Source organism: Streptomyces cinnabarinus (genome assembly GCF_027270315.1).
Taxonomy (GTDB): Bacteria; Actinomycetota; Actinomycetes; order Streptomycetales; family Streptomycetaceae; genus Streptomyces; species Streptomyces cinnabarinus.
The window spans coordinates 3,723,621-3,740,145 of sequence record NZ_CP114413.1; the positions used below are offsets into that span (position 1 = coordinate 3,723,621).

11 protein-coding genes are annotated in these 16,525 nt (G+C 69.8%); 4 read left to right on the top strand and 7 right to left on the bottom strand.

Annotated features, from left to right (window positions below):
- Nucleotides 1-58: 58 nt before the first annotated feature.
- Nucleotides 59-4,993 carry an NAD-glutamate dehydrogenase gene (locus STRCI_RS16720; RefSeq protein WP_269659753.1) on the bottom strand — a complete coding sequence of 1,645 codons (4,935 nt, stop codon included), beginning with the start codon at nucleotides 4,991-4,993 and terminating at the stop codon, nucleotides 59-61.
- A gap of 538 nt (nucleotides 4,994-5,531) precedes the next feature.
- Here STRCI_RS16720 and STRCI_RS16725 point away from each other — a divergent pair.
- Nucleotides 5,532-6,098 carry a DJ-1/PfpI family protein gene (locus STRCI_RS16725; protein WP_269659754.1) on the top strand — a complete coding sequence of 189 codons (567 nt, stop codon included), beginning with the start codon at nucleotides 5,532-5,534 and terminating at the stop codon, nucleotides 6,096-6,098.
- Nucleotides 6,099-6,196: 98 nt separating this feature from the next.
- Here STRCI_RS16725 and STRCI_RS16730 read toward each other — a convergent pair whose 3' ends face one another.
- A complete protein-coding gene (locus STRCI_RS16730) occupies nucleotides 6,197-6,862 on the bottom strand; it encodes an HAD family hydrolase (protein ID WP_269659755.1) in 666 nt (221 codons plus the stop codon).
- Between the two features lie 95 nt (nucleotides 6,863-6,957).
- A complete protein-coding gene (locus tag STRCI_RS16735; RefSeq protein ID WP_269659756.1) occupies nucleotides 6,958-7,473 on the bottom strand; it encodes a DUF6912 family protein in 516 nt (171 codons plus the stop codon).
- A gap of 326 nt (nucleotides 7,474-7,799) precedes the next feature.
- Between STRCI_RS16735 and STRCI_RS16740 the strand changes: the two genes are divergently transcribed.
- Entirely contained in the window at nucleotides 7,800-8,441 is a 642-nt protein-coding gene (locus STRCI_RS16740; RefSeq protein WP_269659757.1) for an Rv3235 family protein, read from the top strand.
- Between the two features lie 124 nt (nucleotides 8,442-8,565).
- On the opposite strand, the gene secA is transcribed toward STRCI_RS16740, so the two are convergent.
- Nucleotides 8,566-11,412, bottom strand: coding sequence for a preprotein translocase subunit SecA (secA, locus tag STRCI_RS16745; RefSeq protein WP_269659758.1), 2,847 nt, complete (start codon nucleotides 11,410-11,412; stop codon nucleotides 8,566-8,568).
- A 268-nt stretch (nucleotides 11,413-11,680) separates the two neighbouring features.
- Here secA and STRCI_RS16750 point away from each other — a divergent pair, with 268 nt between their 5' ends.
- Together STRCI_RS16750 and STRCI_RS16755 are read left to right on the top strand one after the other, a co-directional pair.
- Complete coding sequence (locus tag STRCI_RS16750) at nucleotides 11,681-12,262, top strand: GNAT family N-acetyltransferase (RefSeq protein WP_269659759.1); 582 nt, start codon at nucleotides 11,681-11,683, stop codon at nucleotides 12,260-12,262.
- A 72-nt stretch (nucleotides 12,263-12,334) separates the two neighbouring features.
- The gene (locus tag STRCI_RS16755; protein ID WP_269659760.1) at nucleotides 12,335-13,534 is read left to right on the top strand and encodes a winged helix-turn-helix domain-containing protein; all 1,200 of its coding nucleotides are present in this window, start codon (nucleotides 12,335-12,337) and stop codon (nucleotides 13,532-13,534) included.
- Nucleotides 13,535-13,562: 28 nt separating this feature from the next.
- On the opposite strand, the gene STRCI_RS16760 is transcribed toward STRCI_RS16755, so the two are convergent.
- The 3 genes from STRCI_RS16760 to STRCI_RS16770 form a co-directional block, all read right to left on the bottom strand.
- Nucleotides 13,563-14,309, bottom strand: a complete 747-nt coding sequence (locus tag STRCI_RS16760) for a response regulator (RefSeq protein ID WP_269659761.1) — start codon at nucleotides 14,307-14,309, stop codon at nucleotides 13,563-13,565.
- 201 nt (nucleotides 14,310-14,510) lie between these two features.
- On the bottom strand, nucleotides 14,511-15,203 hold the full coding sequence (gene hpf, locus STRCI_RS16765; RefSeq protein ID WP_418953344.1) for a ribosome hibernation-promoting factor, HPF/YfiA family: 693 nt from the start codon (nucleotides 15,201-15,203) through the stop codon (nucleotides 14,511-14,513).
- Between the two features lie 314 nt (nucleotides 15,204-15,517).
- Entirely contained in the window at nucleotides 15,518-16,441 is a 924-nt protein-coding gene (locus STRCI_RS16770) for a ComF family protein (protein WP_269659763.1), read from the bottom strand.
- Nucleotides 16,442-16,525: the final 84 nt, after the last annotated feature.

Sequence of the window (16,525 nt, forward strand, 5' to 3'; positions counted from 1 at the left end):
CCAGCACGAAGGGCGCCCCGAGCCGTCACGGCCCGGGGCGCCCTTCACTGTCGTACCGCTACGAATGCGTCCGCAGCAGCGTGCGCATCGTCCGCATCGCCACCGACAGGTTGGCGAGGTCGAAGGCGTCCGAGCCCTGGATCTCCTCCAGGGTGGTGCGCGCCCGGCCGAGGATCGCCGCGTTCTTCTCCTCCCACGCCTTGAAGCGCTGCTCCGGCGTGGAGGAGCCGTTGCCGACCGCGAGGACGTCCGAGGTCAGCGCCGCGTGCGCCGCGTACAGGTCCTCGCGGATGGAGGCGCGGGCCATGGACTGCCAGCGGTCGTTGCGCGGCAGCTCGATGATGCGGTCCATGAGCTGGGTGATCCGCAGCCGGTCGGCGAGGTCGTAGTACACCTCGGCGACCTCCAGCGGCTCCTTGCCCATGCGGTCGGCCACCGAGACGATGTCGAGCGCCGGGAAGGCCGAGGAGAACCCGGCCACCCGGGTCGCGACCTCGTCCGGGACGCCGACGCCGGTCAGCTCGTCGTAGATCTGCTGGTACCACTCCAGGTCCGCGCCCTTGAGCAGCTTCGGCAGCTGGGACCAGACCTGCTCGACCCGCTCGGCGAAGAAGTCGACGGTGTCGGCGAGCGCCAGCGGCTGCGGCCGGTTGTTGAGCAGCCAGCGCGTGCCGCGCTCGACGAGGCGGCGCGAGTGCAGCCGGATCCGGGTCTGGACCTCGGCCTCGACCCGGTTGTCGAGCGCCTCGACGGCGTCCCACACCGCGGACGAGCGGAAGATCGCCCGCGCCACGGTCTGCGCCCGCACGATCTCCTCCAGCGAGGCCCCGGTCTCCTCGCGCAGCCGGTGCAGATACGTCGTACCACCGGTGTTGACCGTGTCGTTGACCAGCACGGTCGTGGTGATCTCACGGCGCAGCGGGTGGCTGACCAGGTACTCCGGGAACCGCTCGCGCAGCGCCGTCGGGAAGTACGCGTGCAGCAGGGTGCTCAGGTACGGGTCGTCCGGCAGCGAGGTGTGCAGCAGCTCCTCGGCGACCGTGATCTTCGTGTACGCCAGCAGTACGGCCGTCTCCGGGCCGGTCAGACCGTGTCCGGCGGAGACCCGCTCACGGATCTGGCGGTCCGTGGGCAGGAACTCCAGGGCCCGGTCCAGGTGACCCTCGCGGACCAGGTGGCGCAGGTAGCGCTGCTGGGCGTGGAGCATGTCCTTGGACTGGGCGAGGGCGTTGGCGATGGCCGTGTTCTGCGCGTAGTTGTTGCGCAGGACCAGCCGGCCGACCTCGTCGGTCATCTCCGCGAGCAGCTTGTTGCGCTGCTTGACGGTCATGTCGCCCTCGGTGACCAGGGCGTTCAGCAGGATCTTGATGTTCACCTCGTGGTCGGAGGTGTCCACGCCCGCGCTGTTGTCGATGGCATCGGTGTTGATCTTGCCGCCGTGCCGGGCGAACTCGATCCGGCCGAGCTGGGTCAGACCCAGGTTGCCGCCCTCGCCGACGACCTGGACCCGCAGCTCGGCGCCGTCGACGCGGATGGCGTCGTTGGCCTTGTCGCCGACGTCGGCGTTCGACTCGGTGCTCGCCTTGACGTACGTACCGATGCCGCCGTTCCAGAGCAGGTCGACCTGCGCCTGGAGGATCGCCTTCATCAGGTCGGCCGGCGTCATCTTGGACACCTTGCCCTCGATGCCGAGCGCCGCGCGGATGTGCGCGTTGACCGGGATCGCCTTGGCGGTACGCGGGAAGACGCCACCACCGGCCGAGATCAGCTCGGTGTTGTAGTCGGCCCAGCTGGAGCGCGGCAGCTCGAACAGGCGGCGGCGCTCGGCGTAGCCGGTGGCCGCGTCGGGCTCGGGGTCGATGAAGATGTGCCGGTGGTCGAAGGCGGCGACCAGCCGGATGTGCTCGCTGAGCAGCATGCCGTTGCCGAACACGTCACCGGACATGTCACCGATGCCGACGACCGTGAAGTCCTCGGTCTGGGTGTCCACGCCCAGCTCCCGGAAGTGCCGCTTGACGGACTCCCAGGCGCCGCGGGCGGTGATGCCCATGCCCTTGTGGTCGTAACCGGCCGAGCCGCCGGAGGCGAAGGCGTCACCGAGCCAGAAGTTGTACTGCTCGGCGACCCCGTTGGCGATGTCCGAGAAGGTCGCGGTGCCCTTGTCGGCGGCGACGACGAGGTAGGTGTCGTCCTCGTCGTGCCGGACCACGTCGGCCGGGGGCACGACATCGCCGGCGACCATGTTGTCGGTGATGTCGAGCAGCGCCGAGATGAACGTCTTGTAGCTGGCGATGCCCTCGGCCAGCCAGGCGTCCCGGTCCACGGACGGGTCCGGGAGCTGCTTGGCGACGAAGCCGCCCTTGGCGCCGACGGGCACGATGACGGTGTTCTTCACCATCTGCGCCTTCACCAGGCCGAGGATCTCGGTCCGGAAGTCCTCCCGCCGGTCGGACCAGCGCAGACCACCGCGCGCGACCTTGCCGAAGCGCAGATGCACACCCTCGACCCGAGGCGAGTACACCCAGATCTCGTACGCCGGACGCGGCGCGGGCAGGTCCGGGATGGCCTGCGGGTCGAACTTCATGGAGACGTAGTCGTGCGGCTTGCCGCCCGCGGCCTCCTGGAAGAAGTTCGTCCGCAGGGTCGCCTTGATCACCGTGAGGAAGGACCTCAGGATGCGGTCCTCGTCGAGGGACGCGACCTGGTCCAGCGCCGCGTCGACCTCTTCGAGCAGCGCGTCCACGATCTCGTGCCCGGCGCTCTGCCGGTCCGGCGACATCCGCGCCTCGAACAGGGAGACCAGGAGGCGGGTGGTGTGGACGTTGTTGCGGAGGGTGTCCTCCATGTAGTCCTGGCTGAAGGTCGACCCGGCCTGGCGCAGGTACTTGGCGTACGCGCGCAGCACCGTCGCCTGCCGCCAGCTCAGGCCCGCGGCGAGCACCAGGGCGTTGAAGCCGTCGTTCTCGGCCTGTCCGGTCCAGGTGGCGGCGAAGGCCTCCTGGACGCGCTCACGGGCGTCGTCCCCGGCGTAGTCGCCGCTGCCGTTCCGCGCGGTCGGCATCCGCAGGCCGAAGTCGTAGATCCACGCCGTCGCCCGGTCCGTGCGGCGCAGTTCGTAGGGCCGCTCGTCGATGACCTCGACGCCGAGCCGGTTGAGCACCGGCAGGACGGCGGACAGGGAGATCGCCGCGCCCTTGCGGTAGATCTTGAACCGGCGCTCCTCGGGGGCGGCGCCGACCGGCTCGTACAGGCTGAGCGCGAAGTTGTTGTCCTCGGTCAGCTGCTCGATGTGGACCAGGTCGGAGACGGCCGAGCGCGGGGTGTGGTCGGCCTTGTAGCCCTCGGGGAAGGCGTTGCCGTAGCGGCGCAGCAGTTCGGCGGCGCGCTCCTCGCCGAGTTCGGCGTTGAGCGCGTCGGCGAAGCCGTCGGCCCAGGAGCGGGCGGCCTCGACCAGGCGGGCCTCGATGCGCTCCTTGTCGCTGTCGCTGAGCTGCGGCAGCTCGGTGCCCTGCGGGACCCGGACCACGAAGTGCAGCCGGGACAGGATCGACTCGGTGTTCCAGGCGGTGAAGTCGACGCTGGTGCCGCCGAGCTCCTCCTTCAGGATGTCGATGATCCGCAGCCGGACGCCGGTGGTGTAGCGGTCGCGGGGCAGGTAGACGAGGGCGGAGTAGTAGCGCCCGTACTCGTCCTGGCGCAGGTAGAGGCGGAGCCGCCTGCGCTCCTGGAGGTAGAGAACACTGGTGACGATCGACTGGAGCTCGCCGACGGGCGTCTGGAAGAGCTCGTCGCGCGGGTAGGTCTCCAGGATCTGGAGCAGGTCGCGGCCATCGTGGCTGTTGGGCGAGAACCCGGCGCGCCTCAGGACGTCGTCGACCTTGCGGCGGATGACCGGGACCCGGCGGACGGACTCGGTGTACGCGGCGGAGGAGAAGAGCCCGAGGAAGCGTCGCTCACCGATGACATTGCCCTCGGCGTCGAACTTCTTCACACCGATGTAGTCCAGGTACGAGGGCCGGTGGACGGTGGCGCGGCTGTTGGCCTTGGTGAGGACCAGCAGCTTGTGCTCACGGGCCTTGGCACGGGCGTCGGCGGGCAGCCGCTCGAAGGAGGGGCTGACGGGGTGGGCGTCGTCCCCGGCGTGGTGCGGGTCGGAGCGCAGGATGCCGAGGCCGGTGCCGGGGACGGCGGCCAGGGAGTCGTCCTGGCGCAGCTCGTACTCGCGGTAGCCGAGGAAGGTGAAGTGGTCGGCGGCCAGCCACTGGAGCAGCTCGCGGGCCTCCTCGACCTCCGGTCCGGGCAGATCGCCGGGGACGTGCTCCTCGGCCAGGTTCTCGGACAGCCGCATCGCGGCGTCCCGCATCTTCTCCCAGTCCTCGACGGCCTCCCGGGCGTCGGACAGGACCCGCAGCAGATCGGCGGTGATCTGCTTGAGGTCGGCGCGGTCGGTCTCGCGGTCGATCTCTACGTGGATCCAGGACTCGGTGTGCGCGTCGTGCGGGCGGTCCTCGGCGGCCGGAGGCGTGCTGAGCACCTCGACGAGCTTGCCGGTGACATCGCGGCGGACGATGACCTGGGGGTGGATGACGACGTGGATCCCACGGCCCTGGCGGGTCAGCTCATTGGTGACGGAGTCGACCAGGAAGGGCATGTCGTCGGTGACGACTTCGACGACGGAGTGGCTGCAGGTCCAGCCGTTCTCCTCCACCGTCGGCGTATGGACCCGCACATTGGCCGTGCCCTGCGGTCGGGCCTCGGCCAGCCGGTAGTGCGAGAAGGCGGCTCCGAAGACATCGACCGGGTCGCGGTCGGTGAGGTCCTCCGGGGCGGTGTGCAGGTAGTAACGCTGGAGGAACGAGAGCACGGTGTCCCGGTCCGGGGTTGCCTCGCCCGTGTTCCCAGTCGGTAGGTGCCCCCCGACCGGGCTGTTCTCAGCTACCCGGGCGGCCCGTTCGAGCAGCTCGGCCTTGGCTTCGTCCAGCTTGGTCTGCATTGTCCTCTGGCTCCTGTCGCGCGCCGTTGCGTGACGTAGAAGGAAGTACGGTCTCGTCCCCTCCGGCGTAACGTCGCGACGCGGGGTGTCCGGTCTGCTTCGACGCTATGCCGCGAGGTGAGATGAGCGGGGGGATATCAGCCAATTTCGCCGCGCCCGACGGGTGTGACACTGCTCTCCGCACTGCCGTCACCGAGGGGTTGCGCGTCGCCGTGGGAACTCTCTCGTCCCCACCCCGCCCGCGAAGACCAGCGACCACCGCCCGGCCACGGATGTCCTCCGTGCTCACCGGGCGCAGGGCAGGGGCAACAACGCCCCCGCGAGCTATCGCGCTGATCACGCCACAAGGCTATCGCTGATTACCGGGGGGCCGTCATGAGCCGTATGTGTACAAAACCAGGGCTCGAAGTTTGACGTTCTGCACAGTAAGCGCGCACAGCGGGCCGACCCGGCCGGGTCCGTCCGAGCGGCGGCGGACGAGACCCACTCGGCGTACGCCCCCTTGGCAAGCCCGGGCAACCGAGGCACGTTGCCAGACATGACAGCCAAAATCCTCATCCTCACCGGCGACGCGGCGGAGTCCCTGGAGGTCCTGTACCCCTACCAACGCCTCCGCGAGGAGGGCTACGACGTCCATGTCGCCGCCCCCACCCGCAAGAAGCTCCAGTTCGTGGTCCACGACTTCGAGCCCGGCTTCGACACGTACACCGAGAAGCCCGGCTACACCTGGCCCGCCGACCTGGCCTTCGCCGAGGTCGATCCCGGCGACTACGCCGCTGTGGTGATCCCCGGCGGCCGGGCCCCGGAGTACCTCCGCAACGACCCCGAGCTCCGCAAGATCCTGAAGTCCTTCATCGACGCCGACAAACCCATCGCCCAGATCTGCCACGGCCCCCTGCTCACGGCCGCGGTCGACGCACTGCGGGGCCGCCGCGTCACGGCGTATCCCGCCCTGGAACTGGACATGCAGCAGGCGGGCGCCACCTTCCATGACGCGGAGGTGGTGGTCGACGGCACCCTCGTCTCCTCCCGCGCCTGGCCCGACCACAGCGCATGGATGCGCGAGTTCCTGACGGTCCTCCGCGCGAAGGCCCCGGTGACGTAGGAGACGAGGCTGTGAGCGACCTGGCGGCGTGGCCGAGGCGACCTGGCGGCGTAGCCGAAGCGGCATGGCGGCGTGGCCAAGAGGCCCCCGCAAACCGCCTACGCCGCCAACCGCTCCGCCTCCGCGACCGCCTCGCCCAGGGAGTCCACCACCGGCACCCCGGCCCCCTCCAGGCTGGCCCGGCTGTGCGACCCCCCGGTGTAGAGCACCGCCCGCGCCCCCACGTGCAACGCCGCCACCGCGTCATCGGCCGCGTCCCCGATCACCACGGTCTGCGCCGGATCGATCCCGCCCAGCGCCCCGAGATGCCGCACCATGTGCTCGGCCTTGCTCCCGCCGGAGGGCCCGGTCCGCCCGTCCACGCGTATGAAGTGGGCCTCGATCCCGAACCCCCGCACCAACGGCACCAGGTCGTCATGCGTGTACATGCTGAGGATGGACTGGCTCCGCCCGGCCGCCCCCCAGCCCGCGAGCAGCTCGGTCGCCCCCGCGGTCAGCCCGCACCGCACCCGGTGCTCGGCGTAGTACCGGTGGAAGGTGCCGTCCATGACCTCCCACTCGGCATCGGTGGGCAGCCGCCCCAGCAGCCGCTCGTAGAACTTCGGCACGGGCACGCAGTACAGCGCCCGGTACTGCTCCATCGTGATCGGCTCAAGACCCAGCTCGCCGAACGCCGCGTTCGTGGCCCCGATGATCGCGTCGTTGTCGTGGAACAGCGTCCCGTTCCAGTCCCAGACGATGTGCGCCCCTGCTCGCTTCCCCATGCCAAAAACCGTACCCGCCCGCACTGACAATCAAGAGAACGGCAGGTCAAGGCGGCGAACCGGCAAGCGGCGCACTCACCCCGGCCAGGCTCGGCTCACTCGCCGAGCCCCACCAGATTCGGGATCTCCTGCGTCGCGAACCACAGCAGCTCATGGTCCTCGGCCCCGTCCACGACGAACTGCGCGTCGTCGTCCCCGCCGTCCGCCGCCGCCAGCGCCTCAGCGGCCGCGGTCATGTCCGCCTCCGCGTCCCCGCCGTCGACATGCACCGAGGCCACCTTGCGCAGCGGTACGGCCGCGGCGACCCGCACCTCACCGAGCGCCGCCGGTTCCGGTCCCCGGTCGGGATCGACCGTCGCGGCCCCGTCGGCCACGTCGACGGCCACCACGACCCGCCGCCGCGCCGCCCCGGCATCCGCCGCCAGCAGCCGCAGCGAGGCCAGCGCGGCCCGGTTGAGCGCGGCGTACTCCAGCTCCTCGATGTCGTCGGAGAGGTACCACTCCCGCAGTGCGGGCGTGACGGCGTAGGCGAGGAGCGGCCCGGCCCCCAGTTCACCCGTCCTGTACGCCTCGGCGAGACCGGGAAGGGTCAGGGGGACGTAGACGCGCATGGCTGGCCGCTTTCGTGGTCGGGGCTCCGCAACAGCCCCGGGAGGGGGGTGACCCGCACCTCCCGAAGGGCCTTCAGGATACGTGCGCCGTCCCCTTTCGAGCGCCCGCCCGACCCCGTACGGCCGTCCACTCCCGTCCGGAAACTCACCCGGTACACCCCCGGACTTCCGGGCCGGAGCACCCCCGAAGTCATCCGGATAGGTGAAGATTCCGGCCCCTGCGACCCGGCCCCGCCCGTGCTTGATGCGGCCGCCCGCACCCCGTACAAGATCCCCAACCACAAAGTTACTGCCCGGTATATCCCGGGCCGACCCACGGGGCACCCATGAACAAGGTCATGACGAGGGCGAAGACCGCGAAGACCCACCCCGGCGCCCGCCCGCCCGGCCGCCGCGACACCCGCCGCCCGGGCGGCATCCCGCCGCGCGCCCCGAGCGGGGGCCGCCCCCGCGACAACCGCCCACCGACAGCCGGCGGCCCCGCCCACGCCTCCGGCCCTGCCTGTTCCGCCGGCCCCGCTTACGCCGCCGACCCCGAAGCCGCCACCCGGCGCGCAGCGACCCTCGAAGCCCCGTTGGTCCCGCCCCAGACCCCCCGCCGCCCGGTCCCACCGGCCGTCCCCCAGCCCCGCCCCACCGACGTCTTCGCCGACCGGCTCCTCGCCGTCCTCAGCGGCCAGCGCCCGGTCCACTACATGCTCCGGCACACCGCGGGCCGCGCCTACGACGACCTGGCCTGGCTCGCCGAACGCGGCCCCCTGCGCGCCCACCACAACACCCGCCCGGTCGTCCGGGACATCGGCTACTACGTCCCCTCCCCCGGCGCCATCGAGGTCTTCGCCCGCATCGGCGCCGGCGACCGCCTGCGGGCCATGGCCTTCCGCCTGGAACAAGGCGCGGACCTTCGCTGGCGCTGCACCGCGGTGGAACTGGGCGGCCCCGCCCGCCCCCGCGCGAACGACGACTGAGGCCGCCGTACGGCGGCCTCATGGCCTCGTGGCCTCATGCCGAAGGGCCGGGCACCCACACGGGTACCCGGCCCTCCCAGCCGCCGCCACGCCCTCTCAGGCGCCGCGACACCGCTTCCGCTGACTACTTCTTACGACGCCGTCCGCCGCGCGCCTGCTTGCGCCGCTCCGCGCGGGTGAGGCCGTCCGCCTCCGAGCGCACCGGCTCGTCGTCGTCGGACCAGTCGCTCTCGATGGTGCCGCCCGCGCCGTCCACGGTCGGCGCGGAGAGGTGCAGGTTCCGCCGCTGCGGAGCGTCGAGGCCCTTCGCGCGGATCTCCGGACGCGAGCCCGCCTGCGCGGGAACCGCGTCCTGCGCGCCCTTCTCCAGCGTCGGCTTGGCGTCCTCGACCGGGACCTCCTCGACCTGCTGCTCGACCTGGACCTCCAGGTTGAACAGGTAGCCGACGGACTCCTCCTTGATGCCCTCCATCATCGCGGTGAACATGTCGAAGCCCTCGCGCTGGTACTCGACCAGCGGGTCCTTCTGCGCCATCGCGCGCAGGCCGATGCCCTCCTGGAGGTAGTCCATCTCGTAGAGGTGCTCACGCCACTTGCGGTCCAGGACCGACAGCACGACCCGGCGCTCCAGCTCACGCATGATCTCGGAGCCGAGCTGCGTCTCCCGCGCCTCGTACTGGGCGTGGATGTCGTCCTTGATGGACTCGGCGATGAACTCGGCGGTCAGACCGGCGCGGTCCCCTGCCGTGTCCTCCAGCTCATCGATGTTGACCTCCACCGGGTAGAGCTGCTTGAAGGCGCCCCACAGCCGGTCCAGGTCCCACTCCTCGGCGAAGCCCTCGGCGGTCTCCGCGGTGATGTACGCGTCGATCGTGTCGTTCATGAAGTGCTGGACCTGCTCGTGCAGATCCTCGCCCTCCAGGACGCGGCGGCGCTCACCGTAGATGACCTCACGCTGGCGGTTGAGGACCTCGTCGTACTTCAGGACGTTCTTACGCGTCTCGAAGTTCTGCTGCTCGACCTGCGACTGCGCGGACGCGATCGCGCGGGTGACCATCTTGTTCTCGATCGGCACGTCGTCCGGGACGTTCGCCATCGACATCACGCGCTCGACCATCTGCGCCTTGAACAGCCGCATCAGGTCGTCACCCAGGGACAGGTAGAAGCGGGACTCGCCCGGGTCACCCTGTCGGCCGGAACGACCGCGCAACTGGTTGTCGATACGACGCGACTCGTGCCGCTCGGTGCCCAGCACGTACAGGCCGCCGAGGTCCTCGACCTCGTCCTTCTCGGCCTTGACCGCGTGCTCGGCGCGCTCCAGGGCGGCCGGCAGCGCGTGGGCCCACTCCTCGATGTGCTCCTCGGGGTCGAGGCCGCGCTGGCGCAGCTCCGCCTCGGCGAGGTCCTCGGGGTTGCCGCCGAGCTTGATGTCCGTACCACGGCCGGCCATGTTGGTGGCCACGGTCACGGCGCCCTTGCGGCCCGCCTGCGCGACGATGGTCGCCTCACGGTCGTGCTGCTTGGCGTTCAGCACCTCGTGCTGGACACCGCGCTTGCTCAACTGCTGCGAGAGGTACTCGGACTTCTCGACCGACGTCGTGCCGACGAGGATCGGCTGGCCCTTCTCGTGCTTCTCGACGATGTCGTCGACGACCGCCTCGAACTTGGCTACCTCGGTGCGGTAGATCAGGTCCGACTGGTCCTTGCGGATCATCGGCCGGTTCGTCGGGATCGGGACCACACCGAGCTTGTAGATCTGGTGGAACTCGGCGGCCTCGGTCATCGCCGTACCGGTCATGCCGGACAGACCGGGCTGTTCCTTGTCGTCGTGGTCGCGGCGCTTGTAGAGGCGGAAGAAGTTCTGAAGGGTGATCGTGGCGAGCGTCTGGTTCTCGTCCTTGATGTCCACCCCTTCCTTCGCCTCGATCGCCTGGTGCATGCCCTCGTTGTAGCGGCGGCCGGCGAGGATACGGCCGGTGTGCTCGTCGACGATCATGACTTCGCCGTCCATGACGACGTAGTCCTTGTCCTTCTTGAAGAGCTCCTTGGCCTTGATGGCGTTGTTCAGGTAGCCCACCAGCGGCGTGTTCACCGACTCATAGAGGTTGTCGATGCCGAGCCAGTCCTCGACCTTGGAGACGCCGGACTCGTGGATGGCGACCGTGCGCTTCTTCTCGTCGACCTCGTAGTCGCCGGTCTCCTCGATGCCCTTGAGCTGGTTGCCGGCCTCGCCCCGCTTCAGACGGGTGACCAGCTTGGCGAAGTCGCCGTACCACTTGGTGGCCTGGTCGGCCGGACCGGAGATGATCAGCGGCGTACGGGCCTCGTCGACCAGGATGGAGTCGACCTCGTCGACGATGGCGAAGTTGTGGCCGCGCTGGACGAGCTCGTCCTTGGACCACGCCATGTTGTCGCGCAGGTAGTCGAAGCCGAACTCGTTGTTCGTGCCATACGTGATGTCGCACGCGTACTGCTCGCGGCGCTGGGCGGGCGTCATGTTGGCGAGGATGCAGCCGACGTTCAGGCCCAGGAACTTGTGGACGCGACCCATCATCTCGGAGTCGCGCTCGGCCAGGTAGTCGTTCACCGTGATCAGGTGAACGCCTTTGCCGGACAGCGCGTTCAGGTACGCGGGCAGGGTGCCGACGAGGGTCTTGCCCTCACCGGTCTTCATCTCGGCGACATAGCCGAGGTGGAGGGCGGCGCCACCCATGATCTGCACGTCGTAGTGGCGTTGGCCGAGTGCGCGCTTGGCGGCCTCACGGACCGTCGCGAACGCCTCGGGGAGCAGGTCGTCCAGGGTCTCACCATCGGCGTAGCGCTGCTTGTACTCATCGGTGAGAGCCCGCAGCTCGGCGTCGGAGAGGTCGACGAAGTCCTCTTCGATGGAGTTGACCTGGTCCGCGATGCGGTGCAGCTTGCGCAGGATCTTGCCTTCGCCTGCACGCATGATCTTCGAGAGGACGGACACGGGGGTTGGTCTCCTTGCCGGTCGGGCCTGGGACGGTCGGTTTCCATTTGACTTGACTGAGCAACGGCCATCGTATGCGAGGACCCCGCCACGCCGGGAGGCCTGCCGATACCGCGACCGTCCGCTGCTTCACATCTCTTCGAAAGGCACAACGGACGGGCGCCGCGGATGGTGCCGCACGGCACCGACGAATTGCGCGAATTGTGATCGCCCGCTCACGCACGGCAAATACCTGGCACGTTCGGGCGCCTCCGAGCAGAATCGGCCGATGGACCCCGTGACGCTGACCACCGACCGCCTCCTGCTGCGCACGGTCGGCCCGCACGACACCGATGCCGTGTTCCGCGCCGTCCAGGACCCCGACATCCTGCGCTGGACCACGATCCCCTCGCCCTACCTCCCCGAACACGCCAGCAGCTTCACCGAGCAACTCGTCCCCGACGGCTGGGCGGACGGCACGATGTTCACGTTCGGCGTCTTCCTCCCCGAAGGGGAGGACCTGGTGGGCATGCTCGGCCTCACGATGCGCGCCCTGGGCGTCGCGGAGGTCGGCTTCTGGACGGCGAAGGAACACCGCGGCAAGGGCTACACCACCGAGGCGGTTCTCACCGCCGTCCGCTGGTCCTTCACCGAGGCCTCCATCGACCGCGTCGAATGGCGCGCCGAGGTGGGCAACCACGCCTCCCGCGCGGTCGCGGAACGCGCCGGCTTCACCATGGAGGGCACCCAACGCTCCGCCCTCAACAACAAGGGCGTACGCAGAGACTGCTGGGTGGCCTCCCTCCTCCCGTCGGACCTGGGCCTGCCGTCGACGGCGCCGTACTTGCCGGCGCAGCCGCAACAGCCGTAGACCCGCGCGCCCACCCTCACAAACCCCCAGCTCACCCCCCCACTGTCAGTGCCACCGCCTATCGTGCGAGCCATGACGACCCCGCGCCCCAGCACCGATCTCTCGGCAGACGAGGCCCGCCGCATCGCCCTCCGCGCCCAGGGCCTCCTCGGCACGCCCAACCGCAGATCCGGCGTCCGCGGCGTCCTGCGTCACCTCGGCGCGGTCCAGCTGGACACCATCTCGGTCCTGGCCCGCTCCCATGAGCTCATCCCGTACGCCCGCCTGGGCGCGGTGGGCCGCAGCACGGTCGAGAACTCATACTGGAAGACGCCATCCCTTGGCACGCCTTCGGCACGACCTCACGCCTTCGAGTACTGGTCCCACGCGGCCTGCATCCTCCCGGTCGAGGAGTGGCCCCACTTCGCCTTCCGCCGCCGCGCCTACCGCAACCGCCCGCACTGGGGCCACGATCTCCCGGACGGCGCCTACGACCAGGTGATCAAGCAGCTCACCACCGAAGGCCCGCTCACCGCCACGGAATTGGGCGGCGCGAAGAAGACCAGCGACTGGTGGGACTGGTCCGGCTCCAAGGTCGCCGTGGAGCGCGCCCTGATGTACGGCGAGGTCGTCTGCGTCGAGCGCCGGGGCTGGAAGCGGGTGTACGACCTGGCGGAGCGCGCCATCCCGGCCGACCTGCTCCACGACGAGCTGGACGACACCGAGTGCCTCCGTCGTCTGGTCGGCCTCGCGGGGCAGTCCCTCGGCGTCGGCACCCGCGCGGACATCGCCGACTACCACCGCCTCAAGGCCGAGCAGGTCGACGCGGTCATCGCGGACTCCGGCCTGGTCCCGGTCACGGTGGAGGGCTGGGGCAAACCCGCCTGGGCCGACCCGGCAGCCCTGGAGACCACCCCGCGCGGCCGCCACCGCACCACGCTTCTGTCCCCGTTCGACTCCCTGATCTGGGAACGGGCGCGCACAGAGCGGATCTTCGGCTTCACCCACCGCCTGGAGGCCTACGTCCCCCGCCAGAAGCGCGTCCACGGCTACTTCGCGATGCCGGTCCTGTCCGGCGGCCGTCTCATCGGCCGAGTGGACCCGGCCCGCGAAGGCCGCACCCTGGTGGCCAAGCAGGTCACCCTGGACAGCCGGAAGGCGGTTCCGGGGGTCGCCCAGGCCCTGGTGGAGGCGGCGAGCTGGGTGGACTGCACGAACGTACGCGTGGAACGCGTCGAGGCCCCGGAGCTGCGCGAGCCCCTCGCGCAGGCACTCACCGGCCTGCTGGCCTGAGAGCGGCCGAGGCCCGTCCTGGAATCCGCTACCGGATCTCCAGGATCTTCTCCCGCATCGCGTACACCACGGCCTCCATCCTGGAGTGCAGCTGAAGCTTCTCAAGGATGTTGCGCACATGGTTCTTCACGGTGTTCTCGGAGATGAACAACTCCTTCGCGATATCGCGGTTGTTCATGCCCGTGGCGACCAGCTTGAGCACCTCCAGCTCACGGTCGGTCAGCCGCGGCGCCGGGACCAGCCGCCGCTCGTCCGTCCGCTGGATCATCGACTTGAACTCGGTGAGCAGCTTGGACGCCATGGACGGGCTGATCTGCGACTGCCCGTCCGCCACCGCGCGAATGGCGGTGGCCACCTCGTCCGTGGAGATCTCCTTCAGGAGATAGCCGGTCGCCCCCGCCTTGATCGCCTCATAGAGGTCGGCCTCCTCGTCGCTGATCGTCAGCATGATGATCTTCGCGCTGGGTGCCACCTCCTTGATGGAGGTGCAGGCCTCGATCCCGCCCCGCTTCGGCATCCGCACATCCATCAGCACGATGTCGGGCAGCAGATCGGCGGCCTTGTCGACGGCCTCGGCGCCGTCCCCCGCCTCCCCGACGACCTGGATGTCCTCCTCGGCGGCGAGCACGATCTCCAGTCCACGGCGGAAGAGGGCGTGGTCGTCCACGACGAGGACTCTGATCGGCTCCTTGCGTGAGGAGCCCGGGTCCGGGCGCATGCCGACGACACCGCCGTCGGCATCCTCGTCCTGCATCGGTCCGAAGGTGTCCGCCATCGTTCCTCCCCCTGAAGGCTGTGGCTGGTCAGGTGCCATCGCCAACCCAAGGCAGCGGCCCACCGGTTGGGCCGGTGCGGCCATGATTTCATGCCCGGACGACACCGCGGTGACAGAGCGGGGCGCGAAGTGGTCGCACACCGGTGCCCCTGGGGGCGCACACGCGCTCCAGGGGCACCCGCTCGTCGTCAGCCGGGTGGCTCAGCCGCCCAGCGTGCCACCGGCCGCCTGGGCGTCCGCCTCCGCGACCATCGGGTCCGTGTTGAGGTGGATGACGCCGTAGTCGTAAGCGTGCCGTCGGTAGACGACACTCGGTTCCTTGGTCTCCGAGTCGATGAACAGATAGAAGTCGTGCCCGACCAGCTCCATCTCGTAGAGAGCCTGGTCGAGGGACATCGGGGAGGCGACGTGCGTCTTCTCGCGTACGACGAGGGGACCCTCGCCCTTCACTTCCAGCGAGCCGATCTTCTTGGTGGGAACGCCGTCCGACTCTTCCTCCTGGAAGGCGTGGCCGTTCCCGTTGAGCGTCGCCGCGCCCGGGACATGGTCGGGGACCTCGGCTGCCGTGAGCCGTCGCGCACCTCGGCGCGAGTAACGCTTGTCATGCTGCTTGCGCAGCCGCGCGTCCAGCTTCTCCGCCGCCAGATCCAGTGCCGCGTACGGGTCGCTGGCCGCCGCCTCCGCCCTGATCACCGGACCGCGGGAGCGGAGCGTGATCTCCACTCGGTCGGAGCGGTCGGCCTGTCGGGGGTTGGGCTCCTTGGACACCTCGACGTCGAGGCTGATCACCTTGCCATCGAGCTTCTGGATCTTCTCCAGCTTCAGCTTCTCGGCCACGTGCTTGCGGAACCGCTCGGGCACCTCGGTCTTGCGGCCCTTGACGACGATGTCCACGCAGAACTCCGTTCCCGGATCGCTCCGCTCCAACGGCGGAGCATCTCCCTTTTGCACCAGGCTCCGGCGAACCCCGGAACCTCGGACTCGGTGACTTCCACCTCCTCCTCCCCCATGGGCAAGATCTCCACCCCGCCGGCCCGGGTGAATACGGAAACCCGCAGCACGGCATTCAGTTTTGAGAGGGATGGCCTGCGCCTTTCTCTCACAACCGAACATATCTCGCCCGGACGGATGTCGTCACCCTCTACCGCGGCGTACCTCCGTTCAGGTGAATTGGCCCTCTCATTACCTGCAACGATGCAAGTTCGGTGTCAGTTCCGGTTTATTTCGAAAGCATCCGGCGAAGCCGCGACGACGGCCGCGCACAGCCCATCACCTGCGGGGATACCGCGCGCCATTCCCGGCACTCCGTGCCTCCGCACCACCGCCTCCGCCTTCACTTCCGCACTCCGTTCCCCTCTGTGTTGTCTGTCTTCCCGTCCAACCGCCGTACACACCGCCGTCACCCCGGCATCACCACCAATCAGCCGTACCGTCCTTCCTGTCCGCTCCCGCCCGTCCCCACCCGCACCACCCGCCGCGCCTTCCCGCACCGCGCGCGCCGCCTCCGCCAATGAGGCACCGGTCGTCATCAGGTCGTCGACCAGTACGACCGAACCACCGCCCGGACCGCCGCCCAGCAGCCGGCCGCCACCCGGCGCGACCTCCAGAGCGCCCGCCAGATTGTCCAGCCGCTGCCGGGAGTTGAGCCCCGACTGATCGGCCACGGCCCGCCGCTGCCGCAGCACGGCGAGCACCCGCGCGGGAGTCCCGGCCCGCCGCAGCTCGGCCGCCGCCGCGAGCGCGATCCGCCGCGCCGGGTCATGCCCGCGAGCCCGCACGGCCCCGCGCGCCGACGGCACGGGCACCAGCAGCACCGCACCCCCGCGCGGGCCGTGCTCCGCCCGGAGCCCCTCCCGCACGGCTCCGGCCAGCGCCACCCCGAGCGGCGCCGCGAGCGCCAGCGCCCCGCGCTCCTTGTGGGCCAGCAGGACGGCCCGTACCTCGTCCGCATACCGAGCAGCCGCGTGCACGACCGGCAGCCCGGGCGGCTCCGGATCAGGCCGTACCCGGCACGGCGCCACCCCGCTCAGTGCCGTACGGCACTGAGGGCAGAGCACCGTACGAGGCTGCCCGCAGCCCCCGCACTCGGCCGGCAGCACCAGATCGGTGAGGTCCCGCCACCACCCCCGCATAACCACCACTGTGCCCATCCGGGCGCCGACCTGCCACCCCTGTGGACAACCGCCTGTGGATAACTCCGCCGACGTCCCGCAAAG